This is a genomic window from Oerskovia sp. NPDC060338 (assembly GCF_042726295.1).
GTDB lineage: Bacteria > Actinomycetota > Actinomycetes > Actinomycetales > Cellulomonadaceae > Oerskovia > Oerskovia merdavium.
Map to the genome: position 1 here is coordinate 52,334 of NZ_JBHXCQ010000020.1, position 22,180 is coordinate 74,513.

Here is a 22,180-nt window from a genome sequence, read left to right on the forward strand (position 1 = left end):
CACTGGATACCGAGGTGTATACACCCCGGTCCACCTGTGCTCCGGACCGACCGGAGACCGTCCTCACGGGGGTCCTCATGTTCGACACGCTGCTGGTCGCCAACCGGGGCGAGATCGCCGTCCGGATCATCCGGGGGGCGCAGGGCCTCGGTCTGAAGACCGTGGCCGTCTACTCCGACGCCGACCGCGACGCACCGCACGTCCGGCTCGCCGACGCCGCGGTCCACCTGGGGCCCGCTCCCGCCGCGCAGAGCTACCTCGACGTCGAGCGCGTGCTGGGCGCGGCCGCGGAGTCCGGTGCCGGTGCGGTGCACCCCGGCTACGGCTTCCTGTCCGAGAACGCGGCGTTCGCAGCCGCGGTCGAGGCGCGCGGGATGGCTTTCGTCGGGCCGACCCCCGAGCACCTGCGGGTGTTCGGCGACAAGGCCTCGGCACGCGAGGCCGCCGCGCGCAGCGGGGTCCCGCTCGTCGCCGGCAGCGGCGTGCTCGACGGCGTCGAGGACGCCCTGGCGCAGGCCGGGCGCATCGGGTACCCCGTGATGCTCAAGGCCGTCGGCGGGGGCGGCGGGATCGGGATGCACGCGTGCCACGGGCCCGCCGACCTGACCGACGCCTACCTGCGCGTCGAGCGGCTCGCGGCGTCGAGCTTCGGGTCGGCGGGACTGTTCCTCGAACGGTTCGTCACGCGGGCCCGGCACCTCGAGGTCCAGCTCTTCGGCGACGGGAGGGGCCGGGTCGTGAGCCTCGGCGACCGCGACTGCTCGCTCCAGCGCCGTCACCAGAAGGTCGTCGAGGAGGCCCCCGCGCCGGGGCTCGACGACACGCTGCGCGAGCGGCTGCACACCTCGGCGCGCCGCCTCGCGGCCTCGGTGGGCTACCGCTCGGCGGGCACGGTCGAGTACGTGTACGACGTCGAGCGCGAGGAGCTCTCGTTCCTCGAGGTCAACACCCGTCTCCAGGTCGAGCACCCGGTGACCGAGGCCGTCACCGGGGTCGACCTCGTCGCCTGGATGCTGCGCCTCGCGGGCGGCGAGGACGACCTCCTCGACGGCGTGCCCGACGAGGGCCCGACCCGCACGGGGCACGCGGTCGAGGCGCGCGTGTACGCGGAGGACCCGCGCCGGGACTACCGGCCGAGCGCAGGTCTGCTCACGCACGTCACGCTCCCCGAGGACGAGCCGGGCATCCGGGTCGACACCTGGGTCGAGGCCGGCCAGGAGGTCACCTCGCACTACGACCCGCTGCTCGCCAAGGTGATCGGGCACGGTGCGGACCGCGAGGCGGCGCTCGACGCCCTGGCGACGGCGCTCGCGGGCTCGCGGCTCGTGGGCCTGCAGACCAACCTGCCGCTCCTGCGCAGCGCGCTCGACGACGCCGTGGTCCGCGCGGGCGAGCACACGACCGGGACGCTCGCGTCGGTCGTCGACGACGAACCGTGGATCGAGGTCCTGGCCCCCGGCGTCATGACGACCGTCCAGGACTGGCCCGGGCGCGTGGGGCACTGGGACGTCGGGATCTCGCCCTCGGGGCCCATGGACGACCTGTCGTTCCGGCTCGGCAACCTGGTGCTGGGGAACGGTGAGGGAGCGCCCGGGCTCGAGTGCACCCTCACGGGGCCGCGGCTGCGCTTCTCGCACGGCGCGACCGTGTGCGTGACGGGGGCCGACGCGCTCGTCACGGTCGACGGGGAGCCCGTGCCCCAGTGGGAGCCCGTGGTCCTCGCCGCAGGCTCCGTGCTCGAGGTCGGGGCCCCGCTCGACGCAGGGCTGCGCACCTACGTCTTGATCGCCGGAGGCCTCGACGTTCCCGACTACCTGGGCTCGGCCTCGACGTTCACGCTCGGCGGGTTCGGCGGGTACACCGGTCGGGCCCTCGTCCTCGGCGACGTGCTGGTCCCGGGCGCGGCCGCGACGTCGACCGGGCCCGCGACCCGCGCCGTACCCGTGGCCGACCGCCCCGTCCTGGGGCACGCGTGGGAGATCGCGGTCCAGGAGGGACCCCAGCCGGCGCCCACCTACTTCACGCGGAGCGACATGGAGCTGATCTACGGCACCACCTGGGGCGTCCAGTCGCACGCCAACCGCACCGGGATCCGGCTCACCGGACCCGCGCCGACCTGGGCGCGCCCCGACGGCGGGGACGCAGGCCTGCACCCGTCGAACCTGCACGACAACCCCTACTCGGTCGGCGCGCTCAACGTCAGCGGCGACACGCCCATCCTGCTCGGCCCCGACGGACCCAGCCTCGGCGGCTTCGCGTGCCCGGTCACGGTCGTGGCGGCCGCCCGCTGGAAGCTCGGTCAGATCCGGCCGGGGGACACCGTCCGGTTCGTGCCGGTGACCCCGGCCGCCGCGGACGAGCTCCGCCGCTCCGACCGGCTGCGTGCGCAGCCCACCGTCCCGCCCGGGTCCGTCCGCACGACGGGCGACGACGGCGTCCTGGCGAGGTCTGGCGCGCGGCGAGGGACGCCGTCGGGAGACCGGCCCGAGGTCGTGTACCTGCGCGGAGGCGACGACAACCTGCTCGTGGAGTACGGCGAGCGGACGCTCGACCTGGGCCTGCGGATGCGCGTCCACGCGCTGTCCGAGGCGCTGCTCGCGCTGGGGCTCGCGGGTCTGGTCGACGTGACGCCGGGGGTCCGGAGCCTGCACCTGCACGTCGATCCGGACGTCCTGCCCGTCGGGCGGCTCGTCGGGATCCTGCAGGACCTCGAGGAGGACCTGCCCGCGACCGTGGACCTGCGCGTGCCCAGCCGCCGCATCCACCTGCCGCTGAGCTGGGACGACCCCTCGATCCAGGAGGCCGTCTCCCGGTACGCCGCGGGCGTCCGCCCCGAGGCCCCGTGGCTCCCGTCCAACATCGAGTTCATCCGGCGCATCAACGGCCTGGACACGGTCGAGGACGTGCGACAGGCGGTGTTCGACGCCGAGTACCTGGTGCTGGGCCTCGGCGACGTCTACCTGGGCGCGCCCCTCGCGGTGCCGCTCGACCCGCGCCACCGGCTCGTGACGACCAAGTACAACCCGGCCCGCACGTGGACCCCGTCGGACGCGGTCGGCCTCGGGGGCAAGTACCTGTGCGTGTACGGGATGGAGAGCCCCGGCGGGTACCAGCTCGTCGGCCGGACCGTGCCCATCTGGAGCGGGCACCGTCAGCGCGGCGTGTTCGAGCAGGGCAAGCCCTGGCTCCTGCGCTTCTTCGACCGGGTCGTGTGGCACCCCGTGAGCCCCGAGGAGCTGATCGAGCAGCGCGCCGACTTCGCGGCCGGGCGGCTCGACGTCGAGGTCGACGACGAGACGTTCGGCCTCCGCGAGCACCTCGACTTCCTCGCGGAGAACGCGGGGTCGATCGAGGCGTTCACCGCTCGCCAGGACGTCGCCTTCGCCGCCGAGCGCGCGGCCTGGGCGGCCTCGGGCGAGCTCGACCGGGGGAGCGAGGGCGAGGCTCCCGGACCGTCGACGGGGACCGGCGCGGCCGACGGCACGCTCGACGTCGACGTCCCCGACGGCCACCACGTCGTGCACGCCCCCATGGTCGCGAGCGTCTGGCGGCTCGAGGTCGAGGTCGACCAGGTGGTCGAGCAGGGGGACCCGCTGCTCGTGCTCGAGGCCATGAAGCTCGAGCTGCGGGTGACCGCGACGGGCGCCGGTCGCGTCGCCCGCCTCCTGGTCGAGCCCGGGCGGCTCGTCGGACCCGGGACGCCGCTGGTGCTCGTCGCCGACGTGTGAACGCGTCGCGCCCCCTACCTGCCGGCCAGCAGGTCCGGGGCGCCTCCCCAGCCCAGTCCCGCACGAACGACGGAGAGCCGAATGACGACCACGCACGACCACGCGACGACCGACGGGCGAGCGCTCACCCCTGACGGACCGGACGGCCCTGCCGCGACGAGGGTCGCCGCGGCCTACGCACGCCTGCGCGAGGTCGACCGGCCCGAGGTGTGGATCACGGTCGTGGATGAGGCCGTGGCGCTCGCCGCCGCCCGCGAGGTCGACCGCCGGGCAGCAGCGGGCGAGGACCTGCCGCTCCACGGCACGGCGCTCGCGGTCAAGGACAACATCGACGTCGAGGGGCTCCCGACGACCGCCGCGTGCCCGTCGTTCGCCTCGGTGCCGGGAGCGAGCGCGACCGCGGTGCAGCGGCTCGTGGACGCCGGGTGCGTCGTGATCGGCAAGACGAACCTCGACCAGTTCGCGACGGGGCTCGTCGGGACGAGGAGCCCGTACGGCGCGGTCCGGCACGCGTCGCTGCCCGACCGCGTCTCGGGCGGTTCGAGCTCGGGCTCGGCCGTCGCCGTCGCGCTGGGGATCGTCGACGTCGCGCTGGGCACCGACACGGCCGGCTCCGGGCGCGTCCCGGCTGCCCTCCACGGGATCGTGGGCATCAAGTCGACGATCGGGCTCGTGCCCGTCACGGGGGTCGTCCCCGCGTGCCGGAGCTACGACGTCGTCACCACGTTCACGCGCGACGTCCGGCTCGGCGCGGCCGCGACCGCGGTGATGGCCGGGCCCGACGGCCTGGACCCGACCGTCCGGACGTGGCCCGCCGACGCCCGGGCCGCGCTGCGCGAGCGACCCGTCGTGGGGCTGCCCACGAGCGAGGGCCTCGCGGCGCTCCAGCCCGCGTGGCGGAGCGCGTTCGAGAGCGTGCGCGGGCGGCTCGCGGCGATCGGCGCCGAGGTCGTCGAGGTCGACATCCGTCCGATGCTCGACGCCGCGAGGCTCCTCTACGACGGCGCGATCGTCGCGGAGCGGTTCGCCGCGGTCGGTGCGCACATCGAGGCCGGGGGGCCGGGGCTCGACCAGACGGTCGCGGCGATCATCCTGGGAGGCAAGGACATCCCCGCCGCGCGGTACGTCCAGGACCGCGAGACGCTCGAGCGTGCACGGGTCGCGACCCTCGCCGCGATGGCGGGGGTCGACCTCCTGGTCCTGCCCACCACGACCGAGCACCCCACGCTCGCGGCGGTCGCGGCGGAGCCGGTCGAGATCAACCGTCGCATGGGGACGTTCACCAACTTCGTGAACCTCCTGGACCTTGCGGCGGTCGCGGTCCCCGCGGGCGAGGCCGACGGCGGGCCGTTCGGGATCAGCGTCATCTCCCGGGCGTTCGACGACGCGTCGGCGCTCGACCTCGCCGAGCGGTTCGTCGCCGGGGGAGAGGTCGGGCTCGCGCCCGGGGGGCGGGGGGACGGCGGGCCACGGTTCGGGCCGCCGGTCCGGCGCCTCGCGGTGTTCGGGGCCCACCTGCGGGGCCAGCCGCTCAACGGACAGCTCCAGGACCTCGGGGCACGCTACGTGGGTCCCACGCGGACGAGCGACGCGTACCGGCTCGTGGCCCTGCCGACGACGCCGCCAAAGCCCGGGCTCGTCCGCGTGGCGCCGGGCGAGGGGGCGCCCGTCGAGGGCGAGGTCTGGGAGGTCACCGACGGGGCCCTCGGACGCTTCCTGGCCGACCTGCCCGCACCCATGACCCTGGGTCAGGTCGAGCTGGAGGACGGAGGGTCGGTCGTCGGGTTCGGGTGCTCGCACCGTGCCGCGGAGCAGGGGGTCGACATCACGCACCTGCGGTCGTGGCGGGCGTACCTGGAGGTGAGCGCCTCGGGGAAGGAGGTGCTCGCGCTCGACTGACCCTCGCGAGAAGGGCGGGCCGTCCGGCGGGGAGACCCGGTCGGGCGGCCCGCCGGTGTTCCCGGCGACGCCGGGGGCGGAGACGAAGGACCGGACAGGTCCCCAGAGCGTACGAGATGGCAGATCGTCATGATCTGTCCGTTCCTTGGACGCCCCGTTTCGGGCGCGCGAACTTTGTGCTTAGGTCTACCTCGGTGAGGAAAGGTTTACCTAACTCACTCGCCACACCACTCGATACACCTGGCTCTGGGGGGACCGAGGTGGCGGGGGCCAGCCGACCGACGACGTCGGCGCCCAGGACCAGGACCGCCCCGCACAGTCCGGCGACCGGGATGCGCCACGCCGGGCCGCCGAGGCCCAGCCGCGTCGCGGCGTGCGTCGCGGCGAGGCCCACGAACGCGATCGACCCGCACGCCGCGGTCGCCGCCCCGGCGAGCAGCGTGACCGCGAGCAGCCCGATCAGGCGGTCGCGCACGCGCCCGGGTCGAACACCGAGTTGGCGTAGGGCGTCGAGTCCGAGGGCGAGAACCCGTAGCGCCGCGACACCGAGCGGACCTCGGCGTCGGGGAACCGGTCCTCGCCGCCGCGGCGACCGCCGCCGCGGGGCCCATCCCGTTCGTCGCGTTCGTCGCGCCGCAGATCGCGTGGCGGGCGCTCGTGACCCAGGGGCCGCCGCCGCTCGGTGCGGGGCTCGTGGGCGCGGGCGTGGTCCTGGCCGCGGACCTGGGTGCCCGCTCGTTGCCCGTGGACCTCCCGGTCGGGGTCGTGCGCCGTTCCTGCTGTGGCTGCTGCTGCGCGAGAGCCGGGAGGTGCGCTGACGTCAGGGCGTGCCGAGCCTGTGCCGGGAGAGCAGGGCACGGCCGTCGGCGAGGTCGACGGTCGAGAACGCGACGGGGCCCCGGGGGGCGCAGAGCGCGACCGCGCCGAGGTAGGTCTCGCCCAGCGAGGGGGACGTACCTGGCCGCCGCGCTTGACCGGCCCGCCCGCCGAGGGTGACGCTCTCGCCCGCTCTCGGCGTCGGCCAGGAGTCCGGCGGCACCGAGGGGAGCGTCAGGTCCCGCAGCGCGAGCCGATCAGGAGCCGGGACCGCGCCCCCGCTGCGCACGACGGCGGCGGCTCGGTCCGCGGGGGACAGGAGCAGGTCGTCGCGCGGGGCGAGGAGACCCGTGCCGACCGCCTTGAGCACGGCCTCGCGCCGCGTCCACGACCGGGTGAACGACGCGGCGTCCCAGCCGTCGGCCGGGCGCTCGCCCGGGGGTACCGCGTCGAGGAGGTCGGTGAGGTGGTCCCGGGCCGGGGCCGTGGACTCGACGTCCACGCCGACGTCCACACCCACTGCGAGGTCCAGGTCGCCGTCGCTCGAGGCGTCGCCCGCGACGCCTCGAGAGCCGGTCACCGTCTCCACGACCGCGACCAGCACCCAGTCGCCCGCGTGGGCGATCGAGAACGACGGCGCCCCCTCGACGAACGGCCTGCCAGGGGCTGCGGCGTCCCGCGGGTCGAGCCGGACCGCGACCTCGGTCGGCGGGACGCCCAGGCGTTCGCCCAGCGCGGCCCGGACCAGAGCCCGGCCCGTGACGAACTGCTGACGGTCCTCCTCGTGCCGGAAGGCCGCGGCCCTCAGGGCCTCGTCGGGGGAGAGCCACTCCGTCGCCCGTGCGCCGGTCGCGTCGGGGGCCGCGCACCAGACGGTGACGGCCGCGGTCAGGAGGGGAGTGGGCACGGCGACACTCTAGGAGGTCGGGACGTCGCCCGGGCAGGGGATCGGTGGGGCGGGGTTCCCGTGTGCTTCAGTCGAGCACTGCGGTCGCCTCGACCTCGACGAGGACATGAGGTTCGAACAGGGACTCGACACCGATGAGCGAGGAGGGGGGCATGGGCTGCGGGAGCTGGAGGCTGGCGGCGACGGTCTCGATGCCGGCCAGGAACGCACCCATCTTGTCGGGCGTCCACCGCGTGACGTAGAACGTGAGCCGGACGACGTCCTGGAATGTCGCTCCCGCCGCCTCGAGCCCGCTCGCCGTGCTCACGAGTGCCTGTGCGACCTGCCCGGCAAGATCGTCCGGGTCGACCGGGCGCCCGTCGAGGCCCGCGGCGACCTGGCCGGCGACGTGCACCTGGCGGGTGCCCGTACCGATCGCGACGTGATGGTAGGGCGTGGGCCCGACCATGCTGGCGGGAGAGAAGAGTTGGACGGTCATGGTGGGTCCCTTGGTCGAGGTCCGGATGGGTACCCCAGTGATACCTGGTTTCCGAAGGACACTTCAACGAGACTAGGTATCGTGACGGAAACCTCTCGCCCTGCTGCCCACCCTCTGGAGATCACCGCATCGCACAGGGAGCTGCTCGACCAGGTGCTGGACAAGTGGTCGGTCCACATCCTCGACGAGCTCTGTGAGCGACCCGCTCGTTTCAACGAGCTGCGCCGTGCGATACCTGCCGTGACGCAGAAGTCCCTCACGGCCACCCTGCGCCGGCTCGAACGCAACGGGATCGTCGAGCGGTCCGTGGTCCGCTCGCGGCCGGTGGCCGTCGAGTACCGCATCTCGCCCCTGGGCAAGACGCTCCGGACGCCGATCGACGCGCTCCTGGAGTGGATCGCGACGCACGGGGCAGACGTCGACCGTGCTCGTGACCGGTTCGACGACGAGGCCGAGCACGACCTGGGGCGCCACGGCAGGTAGGTTCACCCCACCCGGCTCACGCGGTTCTCGGAGAGCTCGAGGAGCGCACCGTGGTAGCCGACCAGGCCCATGCTCTCGGTGCTCGCGCCGGACCACAGCACCTCGCCCGTGGTGAGGTCGTACCCGACCGCGCGGGACGAGCCGTCGGCGTCGTGGGAGAGGACGACGGCCTGGGACCCGTCGGTCGCGGCCCCGAACGGGTAGACCGAGTCCTCACCGGGCACGGTCCACAGCGTGCGGCCCGTCGCCGGGTCGATCGCGGTCAGACCGTTCGCTCCGTCGTCGACGACCATGACGGCGCTCGTGTGCACGAACAGCGTGCTCGCATACGTCGAGGCGTCCCAGAGCTCGGTGCCGTCCGGGAGGAACGCCGCCAGCCCGCTCAGGGTGTCGACGACGACGACGTCCTCGCCCGTCCCGTCGGTCGCGGTCGGGCGCAGGACCGGTCCGGTGACGTCCCACAGCGAGGTACCCGTGCGGTCGAGCACGGTCGTGTGCTGGGTCGTCCAGTCGAACCGGTTCACGGTCGTCGCGGTCAGGGGCTCGACCTGGTCGTCGTGCGAGGTCACGTCGTCGAGGCGGGTCCCGTCGGCGTCGAACGCCGCGTTGATCCCGCACCCGTCGACCGAGACGACGTAGCCCGTCGTCCGGGAGCTCACCTTGTCGAGCTCGAGCTCGGCCTCGGGCCTGTCGCTGAAGACCTGGCACTTCCAGGCCTCGTCCGGCGCGACGAACGGCACCCGGTTCTCCCACAGCACGTCCCCCGAGACCGCGTCCTGCAGGGTCACGACGACGCCCCGGCCCCCGGGGACGTCGACGAGGGTCGGGTCCCCGTTCGCGTCGTAGACCTCGCGGGGGCCGACGGGCGGCCCGACGGGCCCGTCACGACGCACGTGGACGACCGTGGCTCCCGGCCCGACCGCGTAGCTCGACCCCTCGTCGACCGGCCCGAGGTCCCGGCTCCCCGTGACCCGACCTTCCGAGCCCAGGACCGAGACGACCATGGCGTCCGCGGTGCCCGACAGGCACAGCAGAGGACCGGTCTCCTGGACGAAGGGCTGCCACGTACTGGCTCGGCCGCAGATCGCGTCCGGTCCGACCGTCGCCTGCCACACCTCGTTCCCGGACAGGACGTCGACGGCCGTGAGGCCCTCGACGCCGACCTGGCTCAGGAGCAGGCCCCCGGACGGCATCCAGACGCGGTCGCTCAGGTCGAGCGACCACAGCTCGCGCGGTGGTCCGGTGAAGGGCAGCACGCCGCCCTCGCTCGCGACGAGCCGCGACGCGGTGCGTCGCTCCTCGATCTCCCCGCCGATCGCGAGCCCGCAGACCACGAGGGCCAGGACGCCGGCGGCGGCCGCCCACGGCTTCCAGCGGATCGTCCTGCCGCCCGACGGCGCGTCCCCGTCCCCGGAGGCCGGCTCACCGAGGCGTCTCTGGACGATGTCAGCATCGTCACCAGCAGCACCGCTGCCGACGTAACCCGCGGCCCGAGCACCGTTGCCGACGTCCCCGGCCGGAGGGGAGCCGCCGGCAGCAGCAGAATCGCCGGTCCCCGCCGGGGACGCGAGCTCGTCGTCCAGGTCCTCGACGACCTCGAACGGCACGGCACGGGAGGCGGCGGACTGGCGGCGGCGCGGCATGGAGGGGAGCCTAGCGGCCCCCGCGAGCCCGGTCCTGCGGGGTCAGCGCAGGAACAGCCTCGACGCCTGGGCCTCCGCGTCGGCGTACGTCTGAGCGGCCGATCCCAGGGCCGCGGTGATCGAGTCCAGCGCTGTCTCGACGTGCACCTGAGCCCCCTGCCACTCGGTCATGACCCCGGCGAACGCGGTCGCCGCGCCGCCCTGCCAGCTCGCCTGGAGGTCCTGGAGATGACGCAGCATCGCTCCGACCTCGGTGCGGATGGCCGTGACGGAGCCTCCGACCGCTGTGCTCGCCTGCGCGACCCGTGCACTGTCGACCTCGTACCTGCTCATGACGTCCTGCCTCTCCAGCGTCCGTGGGGGCACCGGTCGGCGCCCCGACCCGGCGCGGAGTGCGCGACCGGGTGAGCAGGACGCTAGAGGGGAGCGACGTCGTCGGGCAGGGAACGACCCGGCGCCTGTGGACAGGACCTCACGAGGCGAGGCCGTGCACGGCCCGTCCCACGGGGACGGCACCGCGGGGTGGCGGCACGCGGGGAGGAACTGCTCAGGAGGGAGACGGTGCGACGAGCGCCGGCGGCGCCGACGCCTGCAGCTTGGCCTGCTCCTTGCGCAGGCGCTGGAGCTCGGCGTCCAGGTTCTGCCGTGCCGGCTCCTCCCACGCGGCGCCCATGGGGCTCGAGAAGAGGGTGCGCCGGTCGAGCAGCTTGGTGATGATCGCGATGCGCGCCCGCAGGTAGTCCGGGAGCGGGATGTGCGCGTACTCGTCGCGCACGTCCTTGAGGTACTCCTTGTACCGCTGCGGCTCGCCCGCGAGCATCGCGAGGTCCGCGTCGCACAGCACCGCGCAGTCGAAGTCCGCAGGGTCCGGAGCATGCCGCACGAGCGCGTTCACGAGGAACGCGACCCGCCGGCACGCCTTCTCCGGCACGCCCAGCGAGGAGAGCTGGTCGAACGCGAGCGCGGCGCTCGCGGTCTCGTCCTCTCCGCCCTTGTTGGCGTACGCGGCCTTGCGGGCCGCGTCGAAGATCGCGCCGTGGTACCAGGCAGCGAGGCGGACCACGTCGGCGTCGTGCGTCTCCTGCGCGAGCTCGTCGACCCGGCCGAGGACGTCGGCGAGGTGCCGCACGTTGTGGAAGTGACGGTCCGGCTGGCTCCAGCGCTCGAGGAGACCGTCGCCCACGGCGCGGATCTCGTCGTCGGGGGCGGTCGCCCCGGCGCCTCGGCAGCTACGGGTCCAGGAGGTGAGCAACCACTGCGGTGCGTCAGAGGTGGTGACGCCCATGAGATCAGCCTTCTTCGATGCGGGAACGGGGTGCGCCGTCGGTCCACAGGTTCATCTCGAGCCTACGTCCGATCGGGCGACGACCCGTCATCGTAGCGTCGTGTCGGGAGTTCCACATGAACCGTGAGGCCACCGCCCTGCGTGGGGGCCACCGAGATGTGTCCCTGGTGCGCCCCGACGATCGCGGCGACGATCGCCATCCCGAGTCCCGAGCCTCCCGAGGCGCGGTTGCGCGACGAGTCGGCGCGGTAGAACCGCTCGAACACGTGGGCCGCCTGCTCGGGCGTGATGCCCGGCCCGTGGTCGCGGACCTCGAGCACCGCGACGTCCGCCCCGCCGCCCTCCTGGGGCGCGCCGGTCCCGAGCGCGATCTCGACCGGGGTACCTGCGGGGGTGTGCTGGGAGACGTTGCCGATGAGGTTGGCGAGCACCTGCCGCAGCCGGTCCTCGTCCCCGATCACGGTGAGCTCGGACGGCGCGTCGGCCGAGCCCCCGCCCAGGCCGACGACACGCACCGGACGGGTCGGGTCCAGGGCGTGCAGGTCGCCCGCCGAGTCCCGGGCGAGGGCCGCGAGGTTCACGGGCTCGTGGCGGATGGGACGTCCCTCGTCGAGGCGGGCGAGCGCGAGCAGGTCGTTGACGAGCGTGCCCATGCGCGTCGCGGAGTCCTCGATGCGCCGCATGGTGTCGTCCATCTGCTCAGGAGTCGTCAACGCCCCCATCCGGTACAGCTCGCCGTAGCCGCGCACGGTCGCGAGCGGTGTGCGCAGCTCGTGGCTCGCGTCCGAGACGAAGCGTCGCATGCGGGCCTCGGACGCCTCCGAGGCTGCGAACGCCCGTTCGATGTGGTTGAGCATGGTGTTGAGCGAGGCCGCGAGCGAGCCGACCTCGGTGCTCGGCGGGGCGGGACGGATGCGCCGGGTCAGGTCGCCGCCCGCGATGTCGGCTGCTGTCTCCTCGATCTCGCGCAGCGGGCGCAGCGCCCGCTGGACCGCGAGGTAGGCGACCGCGCCACCGATCAGCGCGATCCCCAGGGCGCTGACCGCGAGCGTCCTGCCCAGCACCTTGACGGTCTCGTGGATGCCGCTGAGCGGGAGCGCGACGTAGGCGGTGCCGACGGTCTCGCCCGTGAGCTTGCTGATGACCGGGTAGGGCACGACGCGCCACTCGGCCGGCTTGGTCCCGCCGACCGACGAGACCGTGAACGGCGTGCCCGTGCGCGTCGCCACCTCCTGGGCCATGAACGTCGGGATCTGCGGCGTACCCGAGCGCTCGACGACCGGGTCCCAGTAGTTGGGCGTCTCGGCGCCGTTGTTCCAGCGGATCAGGACGTAGTACTCGCTGGGCAGCGTGGACCTCGACTCGTTGCCTCGGAACGTCTCGTCGGCGACCGCGGAGGCGGTGAGGTCGAGCTGCTGGTCGACCTGCCCCACGAGGTACTGCGCGACCACGGTCGTCGTCGCGAGGGCCGTGATGCCCAGGCCCGCGGCGAGCAGCAGCGCGATGATCGCGACGAGACGTGCCCGCAGGGGCACCCGGGCGAACCAGCCCCAGTTCTCGGTGGGGACAGGGCGACCGTAGGGGCGGGGCTCGTCGGGCGAGGGGACGGGTGGCGCGTCGGGGCCGTGGCCGCCGGCGCTGGGGGGACCGTTCGCGCGGTCGGCACCGCCGGAGCCGCCGCTGCCGGAGCCGGGATCGCCGCCCGACGGCGCCGCCTTCCTCCCAGGACGCGCCGCACCCTGGGTGCGGGGCGTCGAGGAGGGGCGTGACGTCGTCGGGCCGGACGACCGGGACGGCGGAGGCGGCGGGACCGGGGGCAGCGCGCCCCCGGATGCCCCGGCCGGGCGGCCGGACGAAGGCGTGCTCATGACCTGCGGGTGCTCCCGGACTCCGGGGGCGTGCGCAGCAGGTAGCCCACGCCACGCTTGGTGTGGATGAGCGGCTGCACGGGCTCCTCGGTGCCGTCAGGACCGGTCACCGTGAGGTTGTCGATCTTGCGACGCAGGTACGAGATGTAGGACTCGACGATGTTCGCGTCGCCGCCCCAGTCGTACTGCCAGACGTGGTCGAGGATCTGCGACTTCGAGAGCACGCGGCCCGCATTGAGCATGAGGTAGCGCAGCAGCTTGAACTCGGTCGGCGACAGGTCCACGACCTGACCAGCGCGACGCACCTCGTGCGAGTCCTCGTCGAGCTCGAGGTCCGCGAAGCGCAGCACCGCGGTGTCCTCGGGCTCGGCGTGCGTGCGGCGCAGCACCGCACGGATGCGGGCCACGACCTCCTCGAGGCTGAAGGGCTTGGTCACGTAGTCGTCGCCGCCGACCGTGAGGCCCGTGACCTTGTCCTGCGTGTCGTCGCGCGCCGTGAGGAAGAGCACGGGCGTGTGCTGCCCCGTGGCGCGCATGCGCCGGGTCACGGTGAAGCCGTCCATGTCGGGGAGCATGACGTCCAGGACCACGAGGTCCGGCTCGACCTCGCGCACGAGCTTGAGCGCGCTCGTGCCGTCCGCCGCGGCGAACACCTCGAACCCGGCGAAACGCAAGGAAGTGGACAGCAGCTCACGGATGTTGGGCTCGTCGTCGACGACGACCAGCCGCGCCTCGGGTTCGCTCATGGTTCCAGTGTGCGACCGAACCCTGGGAGTCGCCTGGGCGCGAACGGTGCGCCGAGGGGCTGTGGGTGGTGTGCCGGAGCATGGGGGCCGGAGCCGCCCAGGCACTGACAGCAGCCGGTCGAGACGGAAGGATGCAGGCATGCGGATCAGCGACGACCAGAGGAGGGCGCGGCTCGTCGCGCACCAGCTCGACCTCGGGGCGGGCGGTCCCGCCCCGGTGGGCACGGTCGAGGGCGTCGTCGACCGGCTCGTCGCCCTCCACGCGACCGACGCGCCCAGCGTCTACCTCTCGGTCCTCGCGCGCGTGCCCGAGCTGCGCATCGAGGACGTGGCGGCCGCGATGTACGACCGGCGCACCCTCGTGCGCGTCCTGGCCATGCGCCGCACCCTGTTCGTCGTGGCGCGCGACATGGTGCCGGTCGTCCACGCGGGGGCGAGCGCCGCCGTCGGGCGCCGGCTGCGAGCCCGCCTCCTGAAGGAGCTCGCGACCCTCCCCACGGACCCGCCCGTCGAAGACGCCGAGACCTTCCTCGCGGCCGCCGAGGAGCAGGTCCACGACGCGCTGGCCCAGCACGGGCCGCTGACCGGGGCACAGCTCTCGGCGCGGGCCCCCGTGCTGCGGACCGCGTTCCTGCCCACCACGACCAAGTCCTGGGACGTGCGGCGCTCGCTCACCTCGCCGCTGCTGTCGCTGCTGTCGGCCGAGGGGCGGATCGTGCGCGGCGAGCCGACCGGTGGCTGGGCGTCCAACCGTTTCCTGTGGCGGCCCGTCGAGGACTGGTTGCCCGGCGGTATCCCGGAGCTCGACGAGGCCGAGGCGCGCGTGCGGCTCGCACAGGCCTGGCTCGAGGCGTTCGGGCCCGCGACCCTGGCCGACCTCCAGTGGTGGACCGGGTGGAACCTGGGGCAGACGCGGGCAGCCCTCGCGGCGCTCGACGTCCGGGAGGTCGAGCTCGAGGGGCTCGGTGCGGGGGTGGTGCTCGGCTCGACCGTGCTGCCGTCGGCTCCGGGGCTCGGGTCCGCTGCCGGGCACGTCGCCCTGCTGCCCTCGCTCGACCCCACCGCGATGGGCTGGAAGCACCGCGACTGGTACCTCGGTCCGCACCGCGAGCAGCTCTTCGACTCGGCGGGCAACATCGGCGCGACCGTCTGGTGGGAAGGGCGCATCGTGGGGGCGTGGGCCGTGCGGCCCGACGGGGAGGTCGTGTCCCGGCTGCTCGAGGACATCGGGACCGACGGTGCCGCAGCCGTCGAGGCCGAGGCCGCGCGGATCGGGTCGCTGCTGGGCGGAGGAGGCGTGACCGCGTCGTTCCCCACACCCCTGTACCGCGAGCTGCGGGGCTGAGCCCGCACGCGCTGCCCCGGGGCGGCGTGATCGGGCGGGCTGCGCAGAGCACGAAGGGCAGGGTCGCGCGTGCTGCGCGGCCCCGCCCCTCGGTGGACTCAGAGGTAGCGCAGCGGGTCGAACTCCTCGAGCGGGATGATCCGGACGCGCGGCAGGATCGTCGTGAACGCCCCCACGTTGTCCTCGAGGTCGTAGAAGCTCAGACCGCGCGAGGCCAGCTCGGAGAAGCGCGAGTTGACGAACTCACGGAAGCACAGGAGCCCGACGCGGCGGTCGTTGTCCTCGAGCAGGTCCTCGACCTGCGGGATGAAGTCGCCGTCGTGGCTCGCGAGGAGCACGTCACCCTGGCGGTCCTTGAGCGCCTCGAGCGTGCGCTGGATACCGATGTCCACGACCTTCTCGGAGCTGGACCCGGCCAGCGGGATGGGCCGGAAGCCCATCGCGAGCAGCGCCTGGACGAACGCCATGGGCATCTGACCCGACGACGCGTTCAGGAAGAACAGCGGCGTGACGTCCTGGGCCCACAGGTTGGCCGCGAAGTCGACGATGCGGTCCCAGCGCGGTCGCTCCTCGGGGTTGGGGCGGTGCCCCAGGACGCTCATGCCGAGCGTCGCGTCGATGTTCTCCCCGTCGACGATCAGGTAGGTGCGGCGCGGCGCCTCACCCTGGGTGCTGACGAGGCCGTTCGACGTGCTGAAGTCCGACATGGGCTCAGCCTATCCGGCGGGGCGTAAGGAGTCGGACGGGCGCCGGACGACCGCAACCTCGTGCTCGACAGCCGGGGTCGCACGCCCGCCCCTGCCCCGTCCCCGACACGGATCGGGTCGAGGCGTGAGCACGGTTTGCACCGGACCCCCTGGGGGCGAGTACCTTTCAGCGGTGAACCAGCAGCTTCTCGACCCGGTCCGGATCACGGTCGTCCAGAACTCCCCGGACGTCACCCTGGACGCCTTCGCCGACCGGCTCGGGCCCGACGTCCGCCTCGTGCGTCCCTTCGACGGGGACGCCCTGCCGGACGCGACCGACCTGGGGGACGGTCTCGTCGTCCTGGGCGGGCAGATGTCGGCCTACGCCGACGACGTCGCCCCCTGGCACCCCGCGCTGCGCGACCTGCTGGCCGCTGCCGTGTACTCGGACGTCCCGACGCTCGGGATCTGCCTCGGTGCCCAGCTGCTCGCGGTCGCCGGCGGCGGGAGCGTGCAGGTCGCAGCCCCTCCCGGTCGCGAGGCGGGCCTGACCCGCGTCTTCTGGAAGGCGGGCGCCGAGGGCGACCCCGTCCTGGGGCCGATCGCACGTGCCGCTGCGGGCACGGGCAAGCGTGCGCGCTCGTTCACGGTCAGCATGCACGCCGACGCGATCATCGACCTGCCCGAAGGCGCGTCGTGGCTCGGCATGTCGGACATGTACCCCTACCAGGCGTTCCGCCACGGCTCGGCCCTGGGGGTCCAGTTCCACCCCGAGGCGACGCTCGCCACGATCCGCGGCTGGGCCGACCAGCACGACGACGTCGACACGACCAACATCCTGGCCGACGCCGCACCGTTCGAGGGCGAGGTCCTCGAGACGGGCCGCCTCCTCGCTGAGTCGTTCCTCGCCGTCGTGCACGACGACGTCGCTCGCCGAGGCGTGCGGGCGTAGACCGCGCGGGCTCGCCGCGACGACGGGGCGAGGTGTGCGTGTCCGCCCGGGCTGACCGGGTGGTCGGTGGCAGGGTGTCGGGATGATCCGTCACACCGTCGCCTTCCGCCTGCGCCACCCCGAGGGGTCCGCCGCCGAGACCGCCTTCCTGACCGACGCCCGTGTCCTCGCGGCGATCCCGGGGGTCGAGCGGTTCGAGCAGCTGCGCCAGACCAGCGCCAAGAACGACTTCACGTTCGGCTTCTCCATGGAGTTCGCGGACGCTGCGGCGTACGCGGCCTACGACCAGCACCCGGTCCACCGGGCGTTCGTGGCCGATCGCTGGGTCCCCGAGGTCGAGGACTTCCTGGAGATCGACTACGAGCCGCTGCCTGCGGCCTGACCCGCCGAGACCGAGGGCTCTCCGGCGGGCACCGCGGAGAAGGCGCGCGGCCGCTGGACCGGCCCCTGCGACCGCCCGTCCGACGACACGGCGACGGCCGGTGACCTCGTGGTCACCGGCCGTCGCCGTGCGTGGGGTGCCCTGCCCCGTGCGAGCCGTCAGGCGCCTACCACTCGCTGGGGGCGTCCTGCGTGCCGGCCTCGATCGAGGTCACCGTCGTGGGAGAGATCTGCGGCGCGGGGGACGAGCCGCCGCTCTTGAGAGCCGCGAGCCGCGCCTCGATCTCGATGTTGGCCCCCGAGGTCTCGAGCTCCTCGAACTGCGCGTCGAGCGAGGACGCGGCGACCTCGGCCTGGCCGAGCGCCTTGGCCTCCTCGCGGCGCACCTTCTCCTCGAAGCGAGAGACCTCGCTCGTGGGGTCGAGGACGTTGATCGAGCTGATCGCCCCCTGGACGGTCTGCTGCGCCTCGGCGGACTTCTGCCGGGCGACCAGCGAGTCGCGCTTGGACTTGAGCTCGCCCAGCTTGTTCTTCATCTGCGCGAGACCGGTCTTGAGCTTCTCGACCGTCTCGCGCTGCGAGGAGATGAGGGGCTCGGCCTGGCGGACCTCGCCCTCCGCGGAGATCTGCTTCTGGAGGGCGACCTTGGCGAGGTTGTCGAACTTGTCGGCGTTGGCCGAGTCGCCCGCGGCCCGGTACTGGTCCGCGCGTGCGGACGCGGCCGCGGCCTTGTCGCCCCACTCGCGCACGGCGGCGACGTCCTCGTTGTAGTCCTGCTCGGCGAGGCGGAGGTTCCCGATGGTCTGTGCGACGGCCTGCTCGGCGTCGGCGATGCTGTTCGTGTAGTCGCGGACGAGCTGGTCCAGCATCTTCTGCGGGTCCTCGGCGCCGTCGAGGAGCGCGTTGATGTTCGCCTTGGCCAGCTGGGTGATGCGTCCGAAGATGCTCTGCTTCTCTGCCATCGGTCGTGCCTTCCTGCTCGTGGGTGCGTGTACGCGGTGCTGTCGTGACGACGTGGTGCGCGGGGGTGCGACCTGCGGGTCCGGCCCCTAGAACCGTCCTCCTCTGCTGGAGCGTCCGCCCGACGAACGGCCGCCGGACGAACCGCGCGAGGACCGGCCGGACGAACCGCCTCCGCCGAACCCGCCGCCGCCGAAGCCTCCGCCGAACCCCCCGCTCGAGCGACGGCCTCCGCCGCCTCCGCCGCGCAGGATCTGGTCGAGGAGGATGCCGCCGAGAACCATGCCGCCGACGTTGCTCCCGCCTCCCGAGCCGCCGCCACCGAACATGCCGGGACCGTTCTGCTGCTGCTCCCACGCGGCCGCGTCGCGCTGGGCCAGCTGGGCTGCGGACTGGGCGAGGGAGTCGGCCTGCTGGGCCGTGGCGAGGGCGCGGACGGGATCGGTGGGCTGCAGGGCCCGTGCCTCGCCGAGGTAGCGGATGGCCTCGGAGAGCCGGGTCCGTGCCTCGGGCCCGACGGCGCCGCGCCGGGTCTCGATGAACGAGTTGGTCGCGCGGATCTGCGAGTCGACCCGGCCGAGGGTGTCGCGCAGCAGCGCGGCCGCGCGCGCGGCCTGCTCGGCGCTCTCGCGGAACGGAGCGAGGGCCGCGTCGATCGCTGCCTCGGCGTCGGTGAGCCGACGCAGTGCCGCGAGCGGGTCGCCGCCGTTGCGTGCGGCCTGGGCGTCGGCCACGGCGGCCTGGGCCTCGGTGGACCGGGCGGTCACGGCCGGGTCGCCCGGGGCGAGGCGCGCAGCGTCGGCGATGTCCGCGGTGATCGAGGCGACGGCCACGTCGAGGCGCTTGCCGGCCTGGGCCAGGTCGCCGCCCGCGGAGTCGACCGCGTCGAGGAGCACGACGGCCTGCCCCACGGCGTTCTCGGCGGCGCGGGCGTGCGCGACGGCCGACGCTCGGTCCTTGCCCTCGAGGGCCTCGCGTCCTGCGGCGACGGCCTCGCGGGCGCCCGTGAGGAGCTGTGCGGCCTGGTCGGGGTTGGCCGCGACCGACGCGAGCGCGGCCTCGGGGTAGGTCGCGAAGAGTCCTGCGAGCGTGCTGCGGGCAGGGGCGATGCGGGCCTCGACCTCTCCGGCGCGACGCTCGACGGTGTCGAGCACCTCGGGGGCGCGGGACTGGAGGTCGCGCAGCTCGTCGAACTGGGCGGACTCGGCGTCGAGCGAGGCCGCGACCTCGCCGCACAACGTGATGATCTGGGCCATGAGGGAGCGCGAGACGGGCTCCGTCTCGGGGGTCTGGTCGTCGAGCTGCTGGCGCAGCGCGAACGCCTGCGAGACCTTCTGCTTGCCCGTCTCGAGCGCCGCCTGGAACTCCTTGGTCGCCTCGAGGCCGAACTGTGCCTGGGCGAAGCCGAGCTCCTGCTCGGAGGTCTTGATGGCGTCGTCGATCGCGACGAGAGCCGAGCTGGAGCGGCGGTTGAGCTCGTCGGTCGGGAGCTGCGAGAGCTCGTCGGCCTCGTCGGGACCGCCCGGCTGGGCGGCCGTGCCGCGGCGCCTGCGCAGGAGCGAGCGGACGACGAAGAAGCCCGCGATGACGAGCAGCCCCACCACGAGGGCGATCAGCCAGCCGGACCCGCCCGACGACGACGAACCGGTCGCCTCGGTGCGCAGCGTGTTCGCGGCGACGATCGCGGACTGCGCCCACTCCTCCTGGCTGAGCTCGTCCTCGACCGCGGCCTGGACCTTGTCGAGAGAGGCGTCCGAGAGCCCGATGTTGTTGTCGGCCGAGAGGTCGTAGCGACGGTCTTCGGTCGCGACGGCGAGCAGGACGTCGTCCCGGCCCAGCCCTGAAAGGTTGGCGGTCGCGGTGGCCCAGGTCTGGGCGTCCTGGCCGTCGAACGTGTCGACGTACACGACGTAGAGCTGGTACGGGGTGTCGGCCTCGAGGCGGTCCATCGCGGCCTCGACCTCGTCGGTCTGGCTCCCCAGGACCCCCTCGGGGTCGGTGATGCGGCCTGGGAGGTCGAGGGGTTGCGCGGCGGGCAGGCGGCTCGTGGTGGTGGCGGGCACGGTCGTCGTGACCGGCGCCGAGGCATCTGCCTGGCCGTGCCAGGTCGGTCCGGCGGCGACGGCGGGTGAGGCGAACGTCGCGAGTCCCAGTGCGCCGAGGGCGACCAGGGAGAGCCAGGTGCGCACCGCGGACCGGGGCGTGCGGGCAGGGCGAGAGGGCGCGGCTGTTTCGGACGACGAGGTCACCTCGTGATCCTTTCCCAGGGCGAGCAGACCCGCAATCGCGATTCCGGACACCGGTGGTCATTTCACCCGGCCTTCGTCGGAGGCCGGATCGGGGTGATCCGGACCTTTCAGGCGTTGCAGCCACCTCGGGTGGTGGGTGCTCGTCGTCGGGTGCCGGTCGGCACCGGAGGGGAATATTCGTACGGCGTACAGTGTTCTCCGAGCGTCACGCCCCCGACGAGAGGTCCTCATGACACCCCGCACGACGACGTCCTCGCCCGCCGCAGCCCCTTCCGTCCGGTCGCCCGACCCCACGACGCTGTCGTCCGGCACCCCGGGCGCGACCCCGTCCGCGCTCCTGCCCCTGCCGTCGCTGGCCGACCAGGCGGAGCGCTTGATCGCGCTCGGCGTCCACGACCTCGCCGGGCTGTCCGGACGCGAGGTGCGTCACGCCGTCGGGCGCCTTGCGGCGAGCGTGCCCGACGGCGGATTGCTCGCCGTCCACCCGCGTCTCGCCGCACCGTCCGTCCTCGCGCCGCTGCTCCGGCTGGGGGACAAGGAAGGTTTCGTCGTGGTCGACATGGACGACGTGGACCGGTTCGAGCCCCTCGAAGGGCTCGAGCTGCCCGAGGAGGCGCTCTACGTGGTGACGGACGTCGAGCGTGGGGACGACATGGCGAACTGGTCCCCCGACGAGGCGTTGCCGGAGATCGTCCGGCGGGGGCGCACGCCCCTCGTCCTCAGCGAGGGGATCCACTGGGCCCTGCAGGCGCCCGACGTCGTGGCGCGCAACCACTGCTTCATGACGATCGGGTCGCGGCTCCGCAAGGACAAGGGGCGCCTCGACTCCCGCACGCCCGCGGTGTGGATCTCGAACGGCACGGGGCGCGACGGCAAGGAACGCCGCGGAGCGCCCAAGGTCGGCTGGTGCTGGGCGGGCAACCGTCACACGTGGCTCGGGTTCGCGTCGGGTGCGCATCGCGTGGGTACCGAGGGGCGCTGAACCTCGCTGCCGGCCGACCCGCCCGAGGAAATGGCTGGCGACCGTGCGTCGGGGGGTGCCACGCTCGCGCCGTGACCACGACGATCAGGCCCTTCCAGCCCGCCGACACCGAGCTCCTGACGGATCTCTCGCTCCGCGCCTGGGAGCCGGTGTACGACGCGTGGCGCGCCATCCTCGGTGAGGCGATCTACGCGCTCGCCTACCCGGACTGGCGCCGGATCCAGGCCGCGACGGTGCGCACGACGTGCGCCCAGCACGCCGCGACGACGCTCGTCGCGGAGGTCGACGGACAGGTCGTCGGGTTCGCCTCAGTGGTCCTGGGTGCGCACGACGCGGACGGCTCGCGGAGCGGTGACCTCGAGCTCATCGCCGTCGACCCGTCGACACACCGAGTGGGAGTGGGACGCGCCCTCACCGACGCCTGCCTGGACATGATGAGAGAAGCAGGGTGCGCGTACGCGAGCGTCTGGACCGGCGGCGACGACGGGCACGGCCCGGCGCGAGCCTTGTACGAGGCGAGCGGATTCTCGGCCCTGCCCCTCGTGCGCTACTACCGAGAGCTCTGAGCTGCGGCGGGCCCGCCGCCCGACGGCGGAGCCTGCCCGTCGACCAGGAGCGGCCCCCGGTGGGTCTCGGGCATCGGAGGCGGGGCCGGGGGTGGGGTGTGTTGTTCGTGGAGCCACCACCAATGGTGGGGGGGGGCGGGCGCGAAACCCCCACCCCCCCGCACCCCCGGCCCCGACAGACAGCCCCCCCGCGCGGGGGGGGCGCG

At 73.7% G+C, this 22,180-nt stretch carries 18 protein-coding genes and 2 pseudogenes; 9 read left to right on the top strand and 11 right to left on the bottom strand.

The genetic code is table 11. The features are described 5' to 3' along the window. The first annotated feature begins 77 nt into the window (after positions 1-77). Together uca and atzF are read left to right on the top strand one after the other, a co-directional pair. On the top strand, positions 78-3,728 hold the full coding sequence (gene uca / locus ACFWGN_RS20495) for an urea carboxylase (protein ID WP_377619501.1): 3,651 nt from the start codon (positions 78-80) through the stop codon (positions 3,726-3,728). Positions 3,729-3,809: 81 nt separating this feature from the next. After that, positions 3,810-5,627, top strand: coding sequence for an allophanate hydrolase (atzF, locus tag ACFWGN_RS20500; protein ID WP_377619503.1), 1,818 nt, complete (start codon positions 3,810-3,812; stop codon positions 5,625-5,627). Between the two features lie 127 nt (positions 5,628-5,754). On the opposite strand, the pseudogene ACFWGN_RS20505 reads toward atzF, so the two are convergent. Beyond that, a pseudogene (locus tag ACFWGN_RS20505) lies at positions 5,755-6,105 on the bottom strand (iron chelate uptake ABC transporter family permease subunit); the annotation flags it as partial. Positions 6,106-6,236: 131 nt separating this feature from the next. Between ACFWGN_RS20505 and ACFWGN_RS20510 the strand changes: the two are divergent. Further along, a pseudogene (locus ACFWGN_RS20510) lies at positions 6,237-6,335 on the top strand (hypothetical protein); the annotation flags it as partial. Between the two features lie 112 nt (positions 6,336-6,447). Here ACFWGN_RS20510 and ACFWGN_RS20515 read toward each other — a convergent pair. Together ACFWGN_RS20515 and ACFWGN_RS20520 are read right to left on the bottom strand one after the other, a co-directional pair. Further along, positions 6,448-7,350 (bottom strand): 4'-phosphopantetheinyl transferase family protein, encoded by a 903-nt coding sequence (locus tag ACFWGN_RS20515; RefSeq protein WP_377619505.1) that lies wholly within the window; start codon positions 7,348-7,350, stop codon positions 6,448-6,450. Positions 7,351-7,417: 67 nt separating this feature from the next. Then, positions 7,418-7,828, bottom strand: coding sequence for a RidA family protein (locus tag ACFWGN_RS20520; RefSeq protein ID WP_377619507.1), 411 nt, complete (start codon positions 7,826-7,828; stop codon positions 7,418-7,420). A gap of 81 nt (positions 7,829-7,909) precedes the next feature. Here ACFWGN_RS20520 and ACFWGN_RS20525 point away from each other — a divergent pair, with 81 nt between their 5' ends. Beyond that, on the top strand, positions 7,910-8,311 hold the full coding sequence (locus ACFWGN_RS20525; RefSeq protein WP_377619509.1) for a winged helix-turn-helix transcriptional regulator: 402 nt from the start codon (positions 7,910-7,912) through the stop codon (positions 8,309-8,311). A 2-nt stretch (positions 8,312-8,313) separates the two neighbouring features. Here ACFWGN_RS20525 and ACFWGN_RS20530 read toward each other — a convergent pair whose 3' ends face one another. The 5 genes from ACFWGN_RS20530 to ACFWGN_RS20550 form a co-directional block, all read right to left on the bottom strand. Beyond that, positions 8,314-9,954 (bottom strand): PQQ-binding-like beta-propeller repeat protein, encoded by a 1,641-nt coding sequence (locus ACFWGN_RS20530; RefSeq protein WP_377619511.1) that lies wholly within the window; start codon positions 9,952-9,954, stop codon positions 8,314-8,316. 42 nt (positions 9,955-9,996) lie between these two features. Beyond that, on the bottom strand, positions 9,997-10,287 hold the full coding sequence (locus ACFWGN_RS20535) for a WXG100 family type VII secretion target (protein WP_191802005.1): 291 nt from the start codon (positions 10,285-10,287) through the stop codon (positions 9,997-9,999). A gap of 214 nt (positions 10,288-10,501) precedes the next feature. Next, complete coding sequence (locus ACFWGN_RS20540) at positions 10,502-11,239, bottom strand: hypothetical protein (protein ID WP_191802003.1); 738 nt, start codon at positions 11,237-11,239, stop codon at positions 10,502-10,504. A gap of 62 nt (positions 11,240-11,301) precedes the next feature. Then, positions 11,302-13,107: a sensor histidine kinase gene (locus ACFWGN_RS20545; RefSeq protein WP_377619513.1), complete on the bottom strand. Its 1,806-nt coding sequence runs from the start codon at positions 13,105-13,107 to the stop codon at positions 11,302-11,304. Beyond that, positions 13,104-13,853 (bottom strand): response regulator transcription factor, encoded by a 750-nt coding sequence (locus ACFWGN_RS20550; protein ID WP_191802001.1) that lies wholly within the window; start codon positions 13,851-13,853, stop codon positions 13,104-13,106. The genes ACFWGN_RS20545 and ACFWGN_RS20550 overlap by 4 nt, the downstream gene beginning before the upstream one ends. A 139-nt stretch (positions 13,854-13,992) precedes the next feature. Between ACFWGN_RS20550 and ACFWGN_RS20555 the strand changes: the two genes are divergently transcribed. Continuing rightward, the gene (locus tag ACFWGN_RS20555; protein WP_377619515.1) at positions 13,993-15,198 is read left to right on the top strand and encodes a winged helix DNA-binding domain-containing protein; all 1,206 of its coding nucleotides are present in this window, start codon (positions 13,993-13,995) and stop codon (positions 15,196-15,198) included. Positions 15,199-15,296: 98 nt separating this feature from the next. Here the strand turns inward: ACFWGN_RS20555 and ACFWGN_RS20560 are convergent, their stop codons facing one another. Next, a complete protein-coding gene (locus ACFWGN_RS20560) occupies positions 15,297-15,905 on the bottom strand; it encodes a nuclease (RefSeq protein ID WP_377619517.1) in 609 nt (202 codons plus the stop codon). Positions 15,906-16,077: 172 nt separating this feature from the next. On the opposite strand from ACFWGN_RS20560, the gene ACFWGN_RS20565 reads away from it, so the two are divergent. Next, complete coding sequence (locus tag ACFWGN_RS20565) at positions 16,078-16,836, top strand: type 1 glutamine amidotransferase (RefSeq protein ID WP_377619519.1); 759 nt, start codon at positions 16,078-16,080, stop codon at positions 16,834-16,836. A gap of 82 nt (positions 16,837-16,918) precedes the next feature. Then, the gene (locus ACFWGN_RS20570) at positions 16,919-17,218 is read left to right on the top strand and encodes a Dabb family protein (protein ID WP_377619521.1); all 300 of its coding nucleotides are present in this window, start codon (positions 16,919-16,921) and stop codon (positions 17,216-17,218) included. Between the two features lie 166 nt (positions 17,219-17,384). On the opposite strand, the gene ACFWGN_RS20575 is transcribed toward ACFWGN_RS20570, so the two are convergent. Continuing rightward, on the bottom strand, positions 17,385-18,179 hold the full coding sequence (locus tag ACFWGN_RS20575) for a PspA/IM30 family protein (RefSeq protein WP_377619523.1): 795 nt from the start codon (positions 18,177-18,179) through the stop codon (positions 17,385-17,387). Positions 18,180-18,266: 87 nt separating this feature from the next. Beyond that, positions 18,267-20,426 carry a TPM domain-containing protein gene (locus ACFWGN_RS20580; protein WP_377619525.1) on the bottom strand — a complete coding sequence of 720 codons (2,160 nt, stop codon included), beginning with the start codon at positions 20,424-20,426 and terminating at the stop codon, positions 18,267-18,269. 229 nt (positions 20,427-20,655) lie between these two features. Here ACFWGN_RS20580 and ACFWGN_RS20585 point away from each other — a divergent pair, with 229 nt between their 5' ends. Together ACFWGN_RS20585 and ACFWGN_RS20590 are read left to right on the top strand one after the other, a co-directional pair. Then, a complete protein-coding gene (locus ACFWGN_RS20585; RefSeq protein WP_377619527.1) occupies positions 20,656-21,408 on the top strand; it encodes a DUF5701 family protein in 753 nt (250 codons plus the stop codon). A 71-nt stretch (positions 21,409-21,479) separates the two neighbouring features. After that, positions 21,480-21,974: a GNAT family N-acetyltransferase gene (locus ACFWGN_RS20590; protein WP_377619529.1), complete on the top strand. Its 495-nt coding sequence runs from the start codon at positions 21,480-21,482 to the stop codon at positions 21,972-21,974. Positions 21,975-22,180: the final 206 nt, after the last annotated feature.